Raw genomic sequence first — 16898 nt, 5'->3', positions numbered from 1 at the left:
AAGTCGACACCAAACCAAACGACACCAACCCCCCACCCAAACCCGCAAAAACCCCATCCAAATACCCCACCAAACCCCCATGCTCCACCACCACACCCTTCGGCCCACCCGTCGAACCCGACGTAAAAACCACATACGCCACATCACCCCCACCGCAGATATCGACCTCGGTGTCCGGGACCACGGGCGTGAACGCGGCGCCCGCCTGGACGTCCGACTCGGTGGTGGCAGGGAGCACCGTCACATGCGACGGCACCAGGTGTTCGAGGCCCGGGGCGCAGACGGCCACGCGTACCCCGGCGGTCGCCAGGATCTGGGCGACGCGCCCGGCCGGGGTGGTCTCGTCCACGGGGACGTACGCGGCGCCCGCCTTCATCACGCCCACCAGCGCCACGGGCATGTCGACGGTCCGCTCCATGAGCACCATGACGCGGTCGCCGCGCACGACGCCGACCGCGCGCAACCGGCCCGCCAGCGCGCGCGCCCGGCCTTCGAGCTCGCCGTAGGTCAGCGACCCGTCCACGGCGCGTACCGCCGGGGCCGACGGAGCCCGCAGCGCCCGCGCCCGGATCCGCCCGTGAACGGTCGACGCCCCGAGCACCGGCACCACAGGACCCGACAACACCGAGACCCTGCCCGGCTCCAGCTCCCACTCGTCCACCGGGCGCCCGGGGTCCCGCGCGAGCTGCGACAACAGCGCCACGAACCACCCCGCCAGCCGCCGGGCCGAGCCCTCGTCGAACGCCTCGGAGCGGTATCCGAGGGTGCAGCGCAGGTCGTCGCCGTCGTCGGCGAAGGTCCACGTCTGGCCGAACTTCGCCGCGAACGGCGGCACCTCGACGAGCTCGGCCGTGACGCCCGGGAAGCCGGTGACCGGGCCGGGCGCGTCGTACACGTTGAGCAGCACGTCGAACAGGGGCGCTCCGGCGCCGGTGCGGGGCGGGCGCACCCGCTCCACCACGCGGTCGAACGGCACGTCCGCGTGGCCGAACGCGTCGAGGGCCTCCCCGCGCACCTGCCGTACCAGTTCGGCCCCGGTCAGGCCGTGGTCGGCGGAGCCCCTGATGACCAGGGTCTCCAGGAAGCAGCCCATCACGCGCTCGGTGTCGGGGTGACGGCGCCCGGCCTCGGGCACCCCCACGGCCACGTCGTCCGTCCCCGACACGCGCGCCTGGAGCTCCCGCATCGCGGCGAGGAGCACCATGAAGACGGTGGCGTTGTGCGCCGAAGCCAGCGCCCGTACCCCGGCGACCGTCTCCCGGGGCACGACGACCTCGACGGAGTCCCCACGCCACCCGGCGCCCACCACGCCGGCGGGCATGGCTCCGCCCGGCGTGATGCTCCGCGTTTCCGGCGTACCCGGCTGGAAGCCGGGGGCCGGCTCCAGTCCTGCGAGCCGCTCGGCCCACCAGTCGAGCGCCCGGTCGGCCTGGGGAGAGACGGCGCGCGCGTTCAGCCAGGCGGCGGCGTCGGAGTAGTCCAGGGCGGGCGGGTCCAGCGCCGGCCCCGCCCCGGCGCGGTGCCGGTAGAGCGCCGCGAGATCGTCCAGGAGCAGCGGCTGGGCCCAGGCGTCGACGGCCATGTGGTGCAGCAGCAGGACCAGCACGTGCTCGCGCGGGCCGGCCGTGATGATCGTCGCGCGCATCGGCGGCTCGTCCGCCGGCCGGAACGGCCGCATGGAGAGCTCGGCGATCCGGCGCTCCAGCTCGGCCGCCGTTGCGAAGTGTTCGTGGTGGACGGGGACGGCCTCGGCCGGGCCGGGGACCGCGTACGGTTCCCCGTCGCGGACCTGGACCGTCGAGCGCAGCACGGAATGCCGTCCGGCCAGGTCGGTGACGGCGCTCCGCAGCGCCGCCACGTCGAGGTCGCCGCGCAGCCGCAGGACCAGCGGCACGTTGTAGGACGGGTCGGCGAGGTCGAGCTCCCCCGCCAGCCAGAGCCGCCGCTGCACCGGGGACAGGCGCCACGGCCCGTCGTCCCCCCGGCGCGGGATGCCGTCCGCCCCCGACCTGCGCGCCGCCGCGACCCGCCGGTTGAGCAGGTCCCGCAACCGGTCATCCCCCGAGACGACGCTCATGAACGCTCCTCCTGCTCCGCGATCTCCGCGAGGATCACGCGTTCCACCTCGGCCGCGTAAGCGGCGAGGACGGGATGGTCGAAAAGCGCGCGGACCGGGACGTCGCACGCGAGGGCCTCCCGCATCCGGACGGTCACGCGGGTGGCGAGCAGAGAGCTGCCGCCGAGCGCGAAGAAGTCGTCCCGCACCCCGACCCGCCCGGCGCCGAGGACCTCCTGCCAGATCTCGGCGGTGAACTCCTGCATCGGCCCCTCCGGCGGGGCGTACTCCACCACCTCGACCTGGGCGCCGGCCAGGGCCCGACGGTCCAGCTTGCCGTTGGCGGTGCGGGGAAGCGCGTCGTGGGAGGCCCATCGGCGGGGCACCATGTACCCGGGCAGGCGTTCCCGCGCGTACCCCTCCAGCTCGGCGGCCCGTGTCTCGTCCCGCCACACGGCGTGGCCCACCAGGTGGGCGTCGGGCCCGGTCGTGGCGACGACGGCGAAGTCCGACACGGCGGGGTGCCCGCGCAGGACGCTGTCGATCTCGCCCAGCTCGACGCGGTAGCCGCGCACCTTCACCTGCCCGTCCCTGCGGCCGACGAAGTCCAGCACCAGGCCGCCCGCGCCGTCGGGCACCCACCGGACGATGTCCCCCGACCTGTACCGCCGCGCGCCCCCGTCCCGTCCTCCCGCAGGAGCGGTCCCGTGGTCGGGGCCCGTCGCTGGGTCAGGAACGGTTTCGGGGTCGGGGCCCGTCGCTGAGTCGGGAACGGTTTCGGGGTCGGGGACGAAGGCGGCTTCGGTGAGCGCCGCGTCGCCCCGGTAGCCGCGAGCGACGCCGGGACCGCCCAGCCACATCTCGCCGGGCACGCCGGGCGGCAGCAGGCGGCCCAGCGGGTCGACGACGTACAGGCGCTCGCCGGGGATGGGGTGGCCGATCGGCACGCTGTCCCCGATGGGCCCGGTGACCGCGTGGACGGTGGACACCACGGTGACCTCGGCGGGCCCGTACACGTTCCACAGCCGCCCGGCGCGGGCCCGCAGCTCGCGGGCGAGCGGGACGTCGAGCAGTTCGCCGCCGGTCAGCACGCGCATGTCGCTCCGGCCGCGCCAGCCGGCGGCCACCATGAGCCGCATCCTGCTCGGCGTGGTCAGCACCATCGTGACCCCGGCGCGGTCGCACAGCTCCGCGAGCGCCGCGCCGTCGAAGGAGGTCGCCGTGTCCGCCATCGCCACCCGGGCCCCGGCGGTGAGCGTGGCCCACAGGTCGAAGCCCGAGATGTCGAACACGAGCGGCGCCACGCCGAGCACCACGTCGTCCTCGCCGAGCCCGGGGTCGGCCCCGATGGAGGCGGTGAAGGCGGCCAGGCCACGATGGGTGATCTCGATGCCCTTCGGCCGGCCCGTGGATCCGGACGTGAAGATCACGTAGGCGAGCCCGCCGGGGTCGGCGCCGGGGAACGGACCGCGCGGTCCCGCCATCAGCGACGCCCCGTCCAGGATCGTCACCCCGGCCACCCGGCCGACCGCCGTGATCGCCTCGCCGTCGAGGGCGACGACCCGCCGCACGGCGCCGTCCCCGGCGATGGACGCCAGCCGCAGGGCGGGCAGGTCGGGGTCCATCGGCACGTACGCGGCCCCCGCGCGCAGCACCCCCAGCAGGACGGCGGGCATCCGCTGGTCGCGCGGCAGGCTCACCCCGACCGCCTCGCCGGGCGCGACCCCGGCCCGGACCAGCCCGGTGGCGACCCGGGCCGAGAGCTCCTCCAGCTCGCCGTACGTCAGGATCCCCCCGGCCGCCTCCACCGCGACGCGGGAGGCGTCCCATGCCGTGATCGCGTCGACGATGGTCGGCGGCGCGGCCACGGGGGCGCCCGTGCCGGCGGCCAGCAGCAGCGTGCGCTCCTGGTCGCCGACCAGGGGAAGCCCCGAGATCCGCGTGCCGGGCGCCGTCACGCCGGTTTCCAGCGCGCGAAGGAACGCGCCGGCCACGCGCGCGGCGTCGTCGGCGCCGAACCGGGCGGTCGCGTACTCGACGAGCAGCTCGGGACCGTCGGCCCCCCGGTTCACCAGCACGGTCAGGCCGGTGACCGCGCCGCCGCAGTCCAGCTCGCCGGCCGACTCCACCGTGACGCCGCCCGCCGTGACGACGGCGGGCACGTCCTCGGGCTGCACCGACAGGACGACGGGCGCGGGGCCGGAACCGGGGGCGCGCGGCACCGCGTCCGAGACGGCCGAGGCGGCCAGCTCGTGGTGGGCGAGAGCGCCGGTGATCGCGGCCCCGGCGGAGGCGGCCAGCTCGGCGAACGAGGGGTCGCCGCCGAACCCGACCGGGATCGGGAGCACGCCGAGCAGCGGGCCCATCACCTGGTCGAGGCCTGGCCGGTCCCGTACGGCGGCGGCGAGCCCGATGGTGGTCTCGTCTCGCCCGCACAGGCCGCCCACGACGGTGGCGAGGGCCGCCAGGTGGACGGCCGCCGGGGTCACGCCGTGCGCGGCGGCGAACCGGGCGACGCGCGCGAGGAGGTCCGGGCCGAGGGGACGGCGCAGCCGCCGTCCGTCGTGCGGGGCGGCGGAGGGGTCGCGACGGCCTTCATGCGGGGTCGCGGAGGGGTCGCGGTGGCCGTCTTGCGAGGCTGCGGAGGGGTCGCCGTGGCCTTTGGGGTCGCTGAGCGGATCACGGGATTCGGTGGGCGGGGCGCCGCCTTGGGGGTCGCTGAGCGGATCACGCGGTTCGGTGGGCGGGGCGCCGAGCAGGTCGTAGGGCAGGGCGGCCTCGGCCAGCGTCTCCCGCCAGTACGGGGCGTGGTGCGCCAGGGCCGACGGACGGCGAGCCTCCTCGTCCAGCGCGACGTCACCGATCTGCAGGACCGGCTCCGCCGGCGGCAGCCCGGCCAGTCCCTGGGCCAGCTCGTTGACCAGGATCCGCGCCGACCACCCGTCGAACGCGATGTGATCGGTCACCAGCACCACCTCGGCGGCGGTGCCGGTGGTTGTGGGCGTCCCGTTGTCGATATCGGTAGGGATTTCGGTGTCGGCGTCAGCGCTGGTGGTGGAGGGGCCGATCCACGCGATGACCGCGCGGAGCAGCGGCGACTCGGCCGACAGGTCGAAGGGGGTCACGGCGTCGGCGGCCAGGCGGGCCAGCTCCGCCTCCTTGGCGGCGGGCTCCCACCCGCGCAGGTCGTGCTCGGCCACGGGTACCGCCGCCGACCCCGCAGGGAGCACGCGGGCCACCGGCGCGCCGTCGCGAAGCTCGACGACACTGCGCAGCACCTCGTGGCGGCGGACGATTCCATCAAGAGCGCCGCGAAACGCCTCGATCGTCACCGGCCCCCGCACGCGGAGCCGCACACCGATGGTGGTCGCCCGCGTGCCGGGCTCGATCTGGCGCAGCGCCCAGAGCTGGGCCTGCATGTCGGTGAGCGGGTAGCGATCGCGGCCCTGGTGCCGGGTCAGCGGCGCCCGCCCGCGCGAGCCGGCCCGTACGCGACGGGCGAGGGCGGCGGCGGTCGGGTCGGCGAGGAACTCGTGCAGCGGCACCTCGACGCCCAGCTCGGCGCCGGCCTGGGCGACGACGCGGGCGGCGGCCAGCGAGTGCCCGCCCAGGTCAGCGAACCGGTCACCCGGCCCGATCTCGGTCACCTCGGCGCCCACCGCCTCCGCGATGATCGCCAGTACCCGCCCCTCGACCGCGTCACCCGCCTCGGCCGGAGCACCAGGCGAGGCCGCGGGGCGGAGGGTGGCGAGAGCGGGCCGGTCGATCTTGCCGTTCGGGTTCAGCGGCAGGTGCTCCAGCACGGCGATCCGGCCCGGCACCATGTACTCGGGCAGCCGCTCGCGCAGGAACCGCAGCAGTTCGCCCTCCTGCGCCCCGCCGGCCTGCGCGTACCCCACCAGGCGGCGGGTGCCGTCGGCGTCGGGCAGCGCCAGCACGGCCGCGGCGGTCACCGCGGGATGGTCTGTCAGGGTGCGTTCCACCTCACCGGGCTCGACACGGTGACCACGGATCTTCACCTGGTCGTCGACCCGCCCGGCGAAGCGGTACGCCGCGCCGTCGTACCGGACGAGGTCGCCCGTGCGGTAGGCCCGCCCCAGGCCGGGCAGGTCGGCGAAGCGGTCGGAGCCGGCGCCCAGGTATCCCCGCGCCACCACCGGTCCGCCGACCCACAGCTCGCCGGTCTCGCCCGGCGGCACCTCGACCCCCTTCGCGTCGCGCACGCTCAGCACGGCTCCGGCGATCGGCAGCCCGATCGGCGGGTCGCCGTCCGCCGTGCGCGGCACCTCGTGCGCGAGGCACTGGGTGGTGCATTCGGTCGGCCCGTAACAGTTGAACACCCGACGCAACTGCGGGTTGGCGTACAGGCGGGTGATCAGCTCGTGGGTCGCCGCCTCGCCGCCGGTGTGCACCAGGCGGAGGCGCGGCGGGAGCGGGCCGGAGCGCAGCAGCGTGGCCAGCACGGCGGGCGGCCCGCCGAGCGCGGTCACCCGGTCGCGGGCGGGCAGGTGGGGCAGCGCGAGGAGGTTGTCGGCGAGGATGACGGTGCCGCCCATGGTCAGCGGCGCGAAGATCTCCATGATGGAGGGGTCGAACGAGATCGACGTGGCGGCGAGCGAGCCCGCCAGGTCGTCGAGGGTCCAGGTGCGGGCGATCCACGACAGCAGGTTCATGGTGTTGCGGTGCTCGACGGCGACGCCCTTGGGACGGCCGGTCGACCCCGAGGTGTAGATCACGTACGCGAGGTCGGTTCCCGATCCCGGCACGCGCGGGTCGGTGGAGGGCGCTCCGGCGTCGTCGACCCCGGCCGTCAGCGCGTCGACGCGGAGCCGGTCGGCGTCCAGCCTCGCGCGCAGTGCCGGGAGGGTGATGACGCGCTTCAGCCCGCTGTCGGCGGCGATGAGCCGGAGCCGCTCCGTGGGGTGGGCGGAGTCCAGCGGCACGTACGCCGCACCCGCCTTGAGCACGCCGAGCAGGGCGGGGACCAGGTGCTCACCCCGGTCGAGCAGGACGCCGACCGGCTCCTCACGGGCCACACCGTGGCGCAGGAGCGTGTGGGCGATACGGTTCGCGCGCCGGTCCAGCTCCGCGTAGGAGACGTGGATCCGGCCGGCGATGTAAGCGGTCGCGCCGGGGGTCGTCCCGGCCTGGGCCGCCACGGCCTCATGGATGTTCACGCCCGCCGACTCTAAGCAGACTTGATCACACGAGGATCGCTGCGGCTATACGCGACCTATAGAAGACCTATATCCCTGTCATAGATGAAATATCAAGTATTTCCCCTGACAGCCCTGGCCGTACGCGCGGCGCGGGAGCGGTCGACTCCCGCGTTCAAAAGACCGGCGGGCCACTTTCGGCTCAGGAGCGGCCGTCCTCGGCCCGCGCAGAGGTGGCGGCGTGGGTCAAGGCCGGGTGGGGGCGTGCGGTTCGGCCGGTGGGATCGCGGCGTCGATCAGGATGGTGGCGGCGGAGGCCGCGGCGGCGAACGGGCCGCCGTGGTTCAGTGTGGTGGACAGCGCCGTGGCGCCGTCGAACAGGACGGCCAGCTGCTCCGCCAGCGCCTCGGGATCGGCGGCCCCGGCCTGGGCGGCGACGTCGGTGAGCCGCCGGGCGAAGTCCCGTTTGTGCTCCGCCGCCAGGACGCGGACCCGGGAGTCGAGGTCGGCGACCTCGACCGACGCGTTGTGGAACGGGCAGCCGCGCAGCGCCGGGCCGGGGATCCCTCTCCCGGACGACTCCCCGCTCACGAACAGGAGTCCTCCTGCGATACATGACCTTCGGCCGGGCCACCGGCCTGCGCGTCTCCGAGTACGCGCTGGGGACCGGCACCTTCGGCAGCCGATGGGGCTACGGCTCCGGCCCGCAGGAGTCCCGCAAGATCTTCGAGCGGTTCGCCGAGGCCGGCGGCACGTTCGTCGACACCGCGGACTCCTACCAGTTCGGCGAGTCCGAGGAGATCCTCGGCGAACTGCTCCACGGGGAGCGCGACCGTTTCACCCTCGCGACGAAGTTCACCAACGGGGTGAACCGGGAGGCGGGCGTCAACGGCACCGGTAACAGCAGGAAGACGATGACCCGCGCGGTGGAGGCCAGCCTGCGGCGGCTGAACACCGACTACATCGACCTGTTGTGGGTGCACTTCCCCGACGCGGTCACCCCGATCGAGGAGATCGTCCGCGGCCTGGACGACCTCACACGGTCGGGCAAGATCCTTTATGGCGGGCTGTCGAACTTCCCCGCCTGGCGGGTCGCCCGGGGCGCGACACTGGCCGAGCTGCGCGGCTGGTCACCCGTCACCGCCGTCCAACTGGAGTACAGCCTGGTGGAACGGACCGCCGACCGGGAGATCCTGCCCGTGGCCGAGGCCCTCGGCCTGGGCGCGGCCCTGTGGTCGCCCCTCGGCGGCGGGCTGCTCACCGGCAAGTACCGCACCGGGACCGAGGGGCGGCTGACCGACTGGAACCGCCGGCTGGTCCACACCGAGGACGGCGAACGCAAGACCTCCACCATCGACGCCGTGCTCGCGGTGGCGCAGGAGACGGGCGCCACGCCGGCGCAGGTCGCCATGGCCTGGCTCCGCGAACGCGCCGACCGCGCCACGACCGCGTTCGTGCCCGTCATCGGCCCCCGCACCCTGGAACAGCTCGACGACTACCTCGGCGCCCTGGACGTGCGACTGGACGAGGAACAGTACCGGCGGCTGTCCGACGCCGGCGCCGCCCCCCTCGGCCAGCCGCACGACCAGATAGCCGCCCAGCGCGCCATCGTCCTCGGCGGCGACACCATCCACTTCCGCCCGCCCACCATCCCCGTCGCCTGACACACGGTCACGCCTTCGGACCACGGGACGACGTCCGGCACGGTCACACCTTCGGCATCAGGACCGCGTCCACGATGTAGACGGTGGCGTTCCGGGTCTGGATGTCGCCGCAGATGACGTTCGCGCCGCCGTTCACCTTGTAGCTCTCGCCGGAACCGCTGGTGGTCAGCTCGCCGCCCTGCAGGGTGGTGAAGGTGCCGTTCACCAGATCCTCGGGCGCCTTCCGGCTGCCGACCACGTGGTAGGTCAGGATGGCCCTGAGGACCTTTCGGTCGGCGAGCAGCTTGTCCAGGGTGACCTTCGGGAGCTTCGCGAAGGCAGCGTCGCTGGGCGCGAACACGGTGATGTCGGAGGCCATGTTCAACGTGTCCGTCAGACCGGCCTTCCGCACCGCCGCCACCAACGTGGAGAGCAACGGATTCCCGGACGCGGCGGTGACCACCGGCTCCTGGGCCATGCTGGAAAGACTGCCCACCCCCGAGGCCGGAACGGTCGAACAGGCCATCCCGAACGGACGGGCCAAGGCCGCCAGCGTACTGGGCGCGGCACTACCGGCGGCGGGGGCCGAGGGGGTCACGCGGGGCGCGTCACCGGCGGATCCCCCACACGCGACGGTGAGCGAGAAGGCGACGGCGAGAGCCGGGAGAGCCAGAATGCGGGTCTTCACAGTTCTTCCCTCTGTCGTTACGAATCGCAGACCACCTCCCGACGGCCCGCGCAAAGCCGCAACCGGCACGCCGATCGACGCCCCGCCCGCAGCCGCCGACCGACACCGACCGGCGTACGCCAGACCCTCGCATCACTCAACGCAGTCGATACCTAACTCCCCGAAACCAGTTGGAGCCCCGGCCCGCCACCGCACAAGGCACGGACGCCACCGCACAAGGCACCAACACGGTCCTCGCCTTCGGCTCGAGCGTATTTCGGCCTAGCGGCTTGGCCTGGCGTCCGAAGGCGCTCTCCCAGGCTCACCGCCACACGAGACGTCGTCCCCTTCCACGGCATCGGTGCCCAGCACCGGGACATCAAGACAGGGCAGGGTGGCTCGGGTCCTGCCTTGAAAGGAGCGCCGTTGGCGCGCGTCTTCCCAAGGGCGACCCTCACCCCTGACAGTTCCCGCCAACCCGCACGCTGGCCCTCTCACGACAGCGACTCCGAAGAGATCTACGACAGCAAGGTGATACTTCGTAGCACCCGGTAGCACACTGAGATGAAATTGATGAATGAGCACTCCTGAGCCCGAACACTCCCGCCAGATCTCCCAGTGGGATCTGCGCAACAGGTCAGCGGAGATCATGGATGGCCTGGAACGTGGAGAGCGGTACGCCGTCACACGCAACGGCCGCCACATCGGCGATCTGATCCCCATCCCCCGCCGACGCGGGGCGGTCTCGCGGGCCGAGTTCACCGCCATGTCCCGGGGCATGCCACGCCTGGACGACCGCAAATACCGCAAGGACACGGACCACTACGTGAATGACGCCCTCTACGACCCTTACGAACGCGCCTACAGCAAAGGCGAGTTCACGGAGGACGGGAAATGACCCCTGCCCAAGGGTTCCTCGACACCAGCATCCCCATCTTGCGCGCCAGAATCAAACCGGATGAGCTACCGGACGAGATGATGATCAGCACCACCACAGAACCCTCGGTCGGCGCGCTGGTGGCCACCGGAGCGCACGAACGCGCCCAGCGAATGAAGATCCTTCACACCCCCGAAGCCGAGTTCGACCCCCCTGCCGTTCGACGACACCCCCGCCCGCGAACGCGGCCAACCGTGGACCGCCGTCATCAAATTCCGCCGCCAACCCGTCTCCGAACAGCGGACCTGATGATCGCCTGAGTGACGATCGCGAACCGGCCCCCTCTACGCCTGCAATCCAAAGGATTTCAAAAGCTTGAACCACCTGCTCACCGCAGTCCCGGTCACACGGCCACATTGAGCAACGATTCTGACGCGCTTGTCCCTGCAAGACAACGGCACAGGCGCCACTTTCTTGGTCTGGAAGGCGTCGTTTGGCTGGTGGAGCCTAGGAGATTCGAACTCTCTACTTTCTGCTTGCAAACGGGAGCCAGTCACGACGTAGAGAGCTACTCGCCCTGCTCAGGTGTGTGATAGCGGACGTCGGTGTGAGGTGTTGGGCGGCCCTGTTGCTGTACTTGCCTGTTGGTGGTACTCGTGCGGTAAAATCGTGACATGCTTAGGCGAGCGCTTCCTATGCCGTCAGGTTCCAGCTTTGCCGGATGGTGAAGATAGATCGTCAGGCGAGCTGCGTGTCTATCGAATGCGCATTGGGCGGCTGCTAGATCGTCGAAGATGTCACTGCCGCGTACGCGATCAGCGGTGAGGTCATTCGTGAAGACCTTCTCTAACGTCGCGCAGAAGTAGGCATAGGTGGCGAACTCCTGCGAGGGCCCTTCGAGGGAATGGCCCAGCATCGACTTCAACATATCGTGCATCGCGTGAACCTTGCTGCGATGGGCGAACTGTGCATGAGGTCCAGCACGTCCAGAGCCAGGGCATGATCAGGTACGGCATACGCTGACGGTATCGGCTCCACAACCTAAGAGTGCGCGATGACAGTTCGTCCGCCGAGGTTGTTATGCCGCTACACGCGGCCAAGCGATTTCGCAACCTTCCTGCAAATAACCTTTATAGTGCGCCCTATGTGAGCATAAATAGCACTGTAAACGTGAGTAGTCACATTCAGATTGGTCGATCCAAAATGCCGATTTAGGGACCTCCTAAACTCAGAGAGTACTCTACACCCTTGGAGCTAGGCAAGATTCCCAGACTGCTTTATGCTCTCCACAGAGAGTTACGAGGAGCTGGGGAGCCATGGACAGGCGTCAAGCACGAATTGTGACTGTGCTTCCTATTTCCAATAACGGCAGAAGAGGTACCGGATACCTACTGGACCCCTCGCTGGTAATAACTGCTTATCACGTTGGACGGACTGCCGTAACTATCCAAGGCCCCGCCTGCACGCAGGGAACACCAGTAGAGCTTGCCTGGGGTGACGAAAATCTAGATGTTGCCCTGCTTAGGACAGAATCCCCCGTTGCGGACATGCAGATACCTCCTGCACGTTTGGGGCGCATAACTTCCGGAGCTCCCGCCCTCCGCGTAGAGGTAATTGGCTACCCAGTCTTTCAACGCGTCAATAATCGATGGCGCATAGAGCAAGCAATCGGCACAGTAAACCCGATCACGGCGTCTGACATAAATCGGATTCAGATACAGGTAACCAGTGGGAGATGGATCGATCCGCCCGGAAGCAAAGCTGATCCACATCCTGTGCCATGGACTGGCGCATCCGGTTCTCCAGTACTTTTCGATGACCTCTTAGTGGGTATCGTCACTCGTTCTCAACCTCGCCCTCCCTTTGATCGTTTAGAAGCTACGCCCATTAGTCTATTGTCGCATGGAATTGAGGCTCTCGAGTCGACTCTGCGGCGCACGGGGACCAGTGTCTACTTCGAGAGTGTTGAGCTTGTCAACATAATAGAGCCGCCAAGAGTCGAACCCTCTACCCATATCTATGCCACCCCCTCTCAACTACTCGATCCTGCGAACGAAGTAGTTGAATTTATGGGCCGCGAGGCTGATCTCGCGTATATGACGTCGTGGTTGGGCTCGCCAGTGTTTTCGCTGGGGATGATAGTGGGAGAGGTAGGTGCCGGAAAAACTCGAACTGCTATACAGCTAATTCGTAAGGCTCAACACGACGGATGGAACGCTGAGCTGCTAGCAGGCAAAAGCAGTCCCGGTCGCACCACAGGAGAACAGCTCAGACGCCTGAGTATGCTGAATACCCCAACCCTTATAGTCATCGACAATGCCGAGCTCAAACCGGTTTCTATCGTCGAGCTTGCGAGCAATCTTGCATACAACCATGGTATTCCTGTTCGGCTGCTTATGCTGGCTAGGTCTGCTGGGTGGTGGTGGAAGGAACTGCAGCATCAACTCCCTGCGGCCGCAGTTTCGGATGTCCAAGTTCTTGGATTAGAGCACGTGACCAACAGTGGTCATAATGCCATAGCACTCTTCGCTGCCGCAGTAGAATCATTCGATCAGCGCATAAATAAGGATTCATTGCTAGTTACAGAGCCCTCTATATTGAGTGCATCTAACGATGCGTACTTCGGACCAGAATCTGCAATGACGATACTGAATCTTCATCTGAGAGCCCTTAGGTGGGTCCTGGCTATCAGCAGTCCAGAGACAAGGGACGAGCCTGAAGCAGCGTTGTTGTCCAATGAACTACAACATATATCCAGAGCTTGCCGCTCCAACGGTATCCGCATGCACTTCACGCGCCTTGAAACCATCTTAGCGGCAGCAGTTTTGTACGGTGCCAGTACGCGCGCGGAGGCGGAGCAACTAATGGGCTCTATGCCTGGCTTAGATGTTGACGACGGCCTGCTTCTCACTGACATAATTCAGGATTTTTACCCCAGCCGAGAAGGCGACTTTTTTTCTCCACTTGGCATTGGCGCTCTGAATGATCGCTTGTTGACCACAAATGTGCTACAGAATGGCGACGCCCTTCTATCGCCAATGACGAAGCTTACTAGGCTTCAACAGATGCGCGCTCTAACCACACTTTTCCGCCTTGCGGCCGAGGTGCCCAAGGTCGGAGAGGTCATGGCCGCATATCTTAATGAACGAACTGGCGACATTCGTTTTGAGCTTGCTGCAAGTGCAGGACTCGCCGTCGGGCAGCCAGGAGTCATAGAAAACGTCTTGCGTCGAGCTTACCCATCACAATCGGACCGCATACGTGATGTAGTCGCTGCGACTTCTGGGTCATCGCAAGGCGATAACGTATCTACGGGACTGTGGCATATGTATGTTGGCGCCTTTGCGCCAGAAGATACGGGCGGAGTCGACATAGGTCCTGCGTATGACGCAATTGAGTTAGCTTTGGATGACATTGATAAATGCCGATCAACCTTGGAAGAGGCCCTCGCGACAGTACCCACCCTTTCCAATTTCTTAGAAGATTACTTGTCTAATCTATATGAGTCGAGCAGATCACTTTCCCGTCTAGCTGATCGAATCAACCACGCAGAAGAAGATCCGCAGACCATTCGCTCACTGTCGCGCAAACTTAGTCTAACAGTAGAAGAATTGCATCCAATTCTGGCCGAAACTGCCGAAGTCTTACGTAGGGATATCCGAAAACTGTCCGCTTTTCAAGAAGAAGGGCTGTCACAGATAGCCGCCGCTGTTCGCGATCTGGCTGGCGCTCTTGATGAGCTTGAGCAGGCAGTACCAGTCAACAGAGAGAAGGATGAAGATTGACCTCAGATCGGCCATGGATGGGGCTCTCTGAAGCCATAAATGCAGTACGAAATGAGCTGCTTGAAGCAAAACGCTTAGGCGAAGGAACTGAGATGCCGTTCGATGTTGGTGACATCGAAATCGAATTCTCCTTTACCCTAACCAAAGATAAATCGGCTCAAGGTGGTGTCAAGGTATGGGTGCTCGAAGCGGGAGCATCAGGAAGTAGTGGATCGGCAACGGTCCACAAAGTCACGGTTAGCCTGAACCCAAAGAGTTTAGATGGTTCTCCCGCCGAGATTGGTCATTGATCATTGTCTAGCTGATTGGCGAAGGACGTCCCGCAGAGGTACCTACGGCCAAGACGCTAAAACACCAGAGGTCGGCAAGAACGAGTATCAGGCAACATTGGGACAGCGCGGATAACGATGTTCCTGAGATGTCCCCTCTTCCGCTGGCACCTCCGACTTCACGCATCAGTGAGGGTGCCGACGACGCGTCGGGCGGGTTCCAGTATTTGTCGCAACACTCCTGGTGTGAAGGGGTGTGGAGTTGGGGGAGACGGGGACGTAAGCTGCAGTTGGAGCTTTAGGATGAGTACTGGAACCTGATCCTCGCGGGCGTCGGGACGGTCGAGGCGTTTCTGTGGTTTGGCATTAGCCGCAAGACCGGTTATCGGTAGCGGGTCGAGCGGGGTGGCATGCCGGCCTGGCTCATGCCCGCGCTCGGGCGAACGCACGTCGCAAGCGAGCCGGGAAGCTGGTCCGCGATGATGCGCTGCGCGCTGTGGTGCAGGAGAAGCTGGAGCTGGACTGGAGTCCGCAACAGGTCGCCGCCTGGCTACGGTCGAGCATCCCGACCAGTCGGGGTGGCTGTCTGCCACGAGTCCATCTGCCAGGCTCTCTACTGCGGCGGAAAGGGTGGCTTGAGCAGGACGCTCACCAAGCGGCTGCTCACCGGGCGGCCGCTGCGCAAGCGTCGTAGGCGGATCAATCAGTGCCAGATCCGCTTCATCGGGCCCGCGGCTCTGATCGATGCTCGCCCACCCGTGATCGAGCTGCGGAGCAGGGTCGGGGATTGGGAAGATGATCTGATCGTCGGCCGGATGAGCAAGTCGGCGATCGGCACGCTGGTGGACCGCACCAGCCGTTTCGTGCGCCTGGTCCACCTGCCGGCCGGCCACGCTGCCGAGGCTTTCGTCGATGCCGTCGTCCCCGTCCTGGACACCCTGCCCGAGTCAGCCCGTTTGAGCCTGACCTGGGACCAGGGTTCGATTCTTATGCGAACCGCAAAAACCGCTAGGTACCTGCGGACACGGGGCGAGCACCGAATGCAGCAATCACCTGTTGCCCAACGAGGTTGGATGATGTCAGGTGCTGCTTCACTATCGCCGGGTCTTTCCAGCCTTCGTCGCGGCTGATCGCTCGTGCCCACACGGCTACAGCTTCCTTCAACTTCGCCACAGAATCAGGGGTCATGACAATCGTGTCCAGCGGCGGTGAGGTGTTCTTGAGGTGCTCACGCTCTGGATGCACCAACACCGGCAGCGCCACCGCCTGCGCGCCATAGTGGTTGGCGTACCAGCTCACATGACCCGATAGCTGGTCGAGTTCACTTTTGACAATACGTTTATCCTGTCGCTCAACACCAGTCTTTAATTCAATGACGGCGTGTCGGTCGTCATTGAAGGTCCAAATCACATCCGGCCCGGTCCCATACAACTTGTCTGGACGCTCTGACGCGAATCCGAGGTGCACACCTAGCGCCTCAAATGCGAATTCTGCTTCATCAGTCAGATCAGGATCAAAGGCGATCCGCTCAAGCATGGTCTCGATTCCAAGGACAAGCGAGACGCCACTGTTATAGATGCTGGCCAAGACCGACGATGAGGCGGTGGCCTGTTGCTCACGGGCGCGCAGCGGGCGGACGGGAGTTGCTTGAATTGGCAACAGGATCGCTTGGTTCTTCAGGCGTGCATCCCGAAGGATAGCCTGCGCTCGGTCAGGGTCGGCTAGATGAGCGTAGGCGGCCGCCTCTTCGCTGTACCAGGCGGCTTCTGGGGAAGCTACTCCTCTCAGGCCGTCGAGAAGCTTTTGGCTCGCCTCATAAGGCTGTCCGGCCCTGGCAAGGTTGAACGCTTCACGACGGGCAGTAGCCGGCGCGCGCACGTGACCTTCGCGGTCATACTCGACCCCGGCTATAGCGCGACTGCTGGCCGCCAACCAGCCCGAGTCGCGGTTGAGGAACACCGATAACGCCTCCCGAATTGAGGCCAGCCCCTCACCTTTGATCTGCATGGCGACCTCACTACTCAGATCGATCTGTGCTCTGGTCGCAGGCGAGTACATAGCGCGTGCCTGGGGGGAGGTGAGAGTGCTTGCTAGTTCGTTGCCCATGAGGAGCACAGCGCAATAGTCCTCCGCGTCGCGGATTCCGCGCCCCATGCCCTGCTCGATGCGCTGCACGCGGCGCGCAAGATAGGTTTCGCTCCCCATTAGCGCGAGCGACTCCCTGCTTTCTGCCGGACTCAGGGGGGTCGGGACGCCGTCAAGGACGAGGAGGCGACAAGCGGCGCCTGGCAGATCAATGCCGTCGTACTTGTTCACCATGACCACGACTCCGAGATGCTCGCCAGCCTTCAGCCGTTCCACGACGCCGTGGAGATCATGAACGTGGCAGACAACATCGGCGTAACTGACCCACGCTTCGGCGGCTCGATCAGAAGGTACTAGGAG

General features: G+C 67.1%; 11 protein-coding genes and 2 pseudogenes. 7 read left to right on the top strand and 6 right to left on the bottom strand.

The features are described 5' to 3' along the window. From NYZ98_RS23695 to NYZ98_RS23685, 3 genes are all read right to left on the bottom strand, one after another. Positions 1–2077: condensation domain-containing protein (locus NYZ98_RS23695; RefSeq protein ID WP_262845130.1), on the bottom strand; the 2077-nt coding region annotated here is incomplete at its 3' end. Further along, positions 2074–7233, bottom strand: coding sequence for a non-ribosomal peptide synthetase (locus NYZ98_RS23690; protein ID WP_262845128.1), 5160 nt, complete (start codon positions 7231–7233; stop codon positions 2074–2076). The genes NYZ98_RS23690 and NYZ98_RS23695, both read right to left, overlap by 4 nt. Positions 7234–7458: 225 nt before the next feature. Next, the gene (locus tag NYZ98_RS23685; RefSeq protein ID WP_262845126.1) at positions 7459–7803 is read right to left on the bottom strand and encodes a TetR family transcriptional regulator C-terminal domain-containing protein; all 345 of its coding nucleotides are present in this window, start codon (positions 7801–7803) and stop codon (positions 7459–7461) included. Positions 7804–7826: 23 nt separating this feature from the next. Here NYZ98_RS23685 and NYZ98_RS23680 point away from each other — a divergent pair, with 23 nt between their 5' ends. Next, entirely contained in the window at positions 7827–8876 is a 1050-nt protein-coding gene (locus NYZ98_RS23680) for an aldo/keto reductase (RefSeq protein WP_262845124.1), read from the top strand. 43 nt (positions 8877–8919) lie between these two features. Here the strand turns inward: NYZ98_RS23680 and NYZ98_RS23675 are convergent, their stop codons facing one another. After that, positions 8920–9333, bottom strand: coding sequence for a fasciclin domain-containing protein (locus NYZ98_RS23675; protein ID WP_316249599.1), 414 nt, complete (start codon positions 9331–9333; stop codon positions 8920–8922). 766 nt (positions 9334–10099) lie between these two features. Here NYZ98_RS23675 and NYZ98_RS23670 point away from each other — a divergent pair. Together NYZ98_RS23670 and NYZ98_RS23665 are read left to right on the top strand one after the other, a co-directional pair. After that, positions 10100–10420, top strand: coding sequence for a type II toxin-antitoxin system Phd/YefM family antitoxin (locus tag NYZ98_RS23670; RefSeq protein WP_262845121.1), 321 nt, complete (start codon positions 10100–10102; stop codon positions 10418–10420). Further along, positions 10417–10719: a PIN domain-containing protein gene (locus NYZ98_RS23665; protein WP_262845119.1), complete on the top strand. Its 303-nt coding sequence runs from the start codon at positions 10417–10419 to the stop codon at positions 10717–10719. Before NYZ98_RS23670 ends, NYZ98_RS23665 begins: the two co-directional genes overlap by 4 nt. Positions 10720–10967: 248 nt before the next feature. Here the strand turns inward: NYZ98_RS23665 and NYZ98_RS23660 are convergent, their stop codons facing one another. Further along, positions 10968–11336: a hypothetical protein gene (locus tag NYZ98_RS23660; protein ID WP_262845117.1), complete on the bottom strand. Its 369-nt coding sequence runs from the start codon at positions 11334–11336 to the stop codon at positions 10968–10970. 379 nt (positions 11337–11715) lie between these two features. Here NYZ98_RS23660 and NYZ98_RS41555 point away from each other — a divergent pair. The 4 genes and pseudogenes from NYZ98_RS41555 to NYZ98_RS41550 form a co-directional block, all read left to right on the top strand. After that, a pseudogene (locus NYZ98_RS41555) lies at positions 11716–12198 on the top strand (S1 family peptidase); the annotation flags it as partial. A 297-nt stretch (positions 12199–12495) separates the two neighbouring features. Beyond that, positions 12496–14184 (top strand): hypothetical protein, encoded by a 1689-nt coding sequence (locus NYZ98_RS23655; protein WP_262845115.1) that lies wholly within the window; start codon positions 12496–12498, stop codon positions 14182–14184. After that, positions 14181–14474: a trypco2 family protein gene (locus NYZ98_RS23650; RefSeq protein WP_262845113.1), complete on the top strand. Its 294-nt coding sequence runs from the start codon at positions 14181–14183 to the stop codon at positions 14472–14474. The genes NYZ98_RS23655 and NYZ98_RS23650 overlap by 4 nt, the downstream gene beginning before the upstream one ends. A gap of 389 nt (positions 14475–14863) precedes the next feature. Continuing rightward, positions 14864–15436, top strand: a pseudogene (locus tag NYZ98_RS41550) (IS30 family transposase); the annotation flags it as partial. 25 nt (positions 15437–15461) lie between these two features. Here NYZ98_RS41550 and NYZ98_RS23645 read toward each other — a convergent pair. Next, on the bottom strand, positions 15462–16814 hold the full coding sequence (locus NYZ98_RS23645) for a helicase C-terminal domain-containing protein (RefSeq protein WP_262845111.1): 1353 nt from the start codon (positions 16812–16814) through the stop codon (positions 15462–15464). Positions 16815–16898 lie beyond the last annotated feature (84 nt).

The sequence above is a fragment of the Sphaerisporangium corydalis genome (genome assembly GCF_025506355.1).
Taxonomy (GTDB): Bacteria; Actinomycetota; Actinomycetes; order Streptosporangiales; family Streptosporangiaceae; genus Sphaerisporangium; species Sphaerisporangium corydalis.
This window is presented reverse-complemented; position numbering and strand designations above follow the sequence as displayed.

Coding starts and splice junctions, on each gene's coding strand:
- NYZ98_RS23680 (WP_262845124.1), top strand. CDS start 7,827: ATGACCTTCGGCCGGGCCACCGGCCTGCGCGTCTCCGAGTACGCGCTG.
- NYZ98_RS23675 (WP_316249599.1), bottom strand. CDS start 9,333: ATGGCCCAGGAGCCGGTGGTCACCGCCGCGTCCGGGAATCCGTTGCTC.
- NYZ98_RS23670 (WP_262845121.1), top strand. CDS start 10,100: ATGAGCACTCCTGAGCCCGAACACTCCCGCCAGATCTCCCAGTGGGAT.
- NYZ98_RS23665 (WP_262845119.1), top strand. CDS start 10,417: ATGACCCCTGCCCAAGGGTTCCTCGACACCAGCATCCCCATCTTGCGC.
- NYZ98_RS23660 (WP_262845117.1), bottom strand. CDS start 11,336: ATGCACGATATGTTGAAGTCGATGCTGGGCCATTCCCTCGAAGGGCCC.
- NYZ98_RS23655 (WP_262845115.1), top strand. CDS start 12,496: ATGACGTCGTGGTTGGGCTCGCCAGTGTTTTCGCTGGGGATGATAGTG.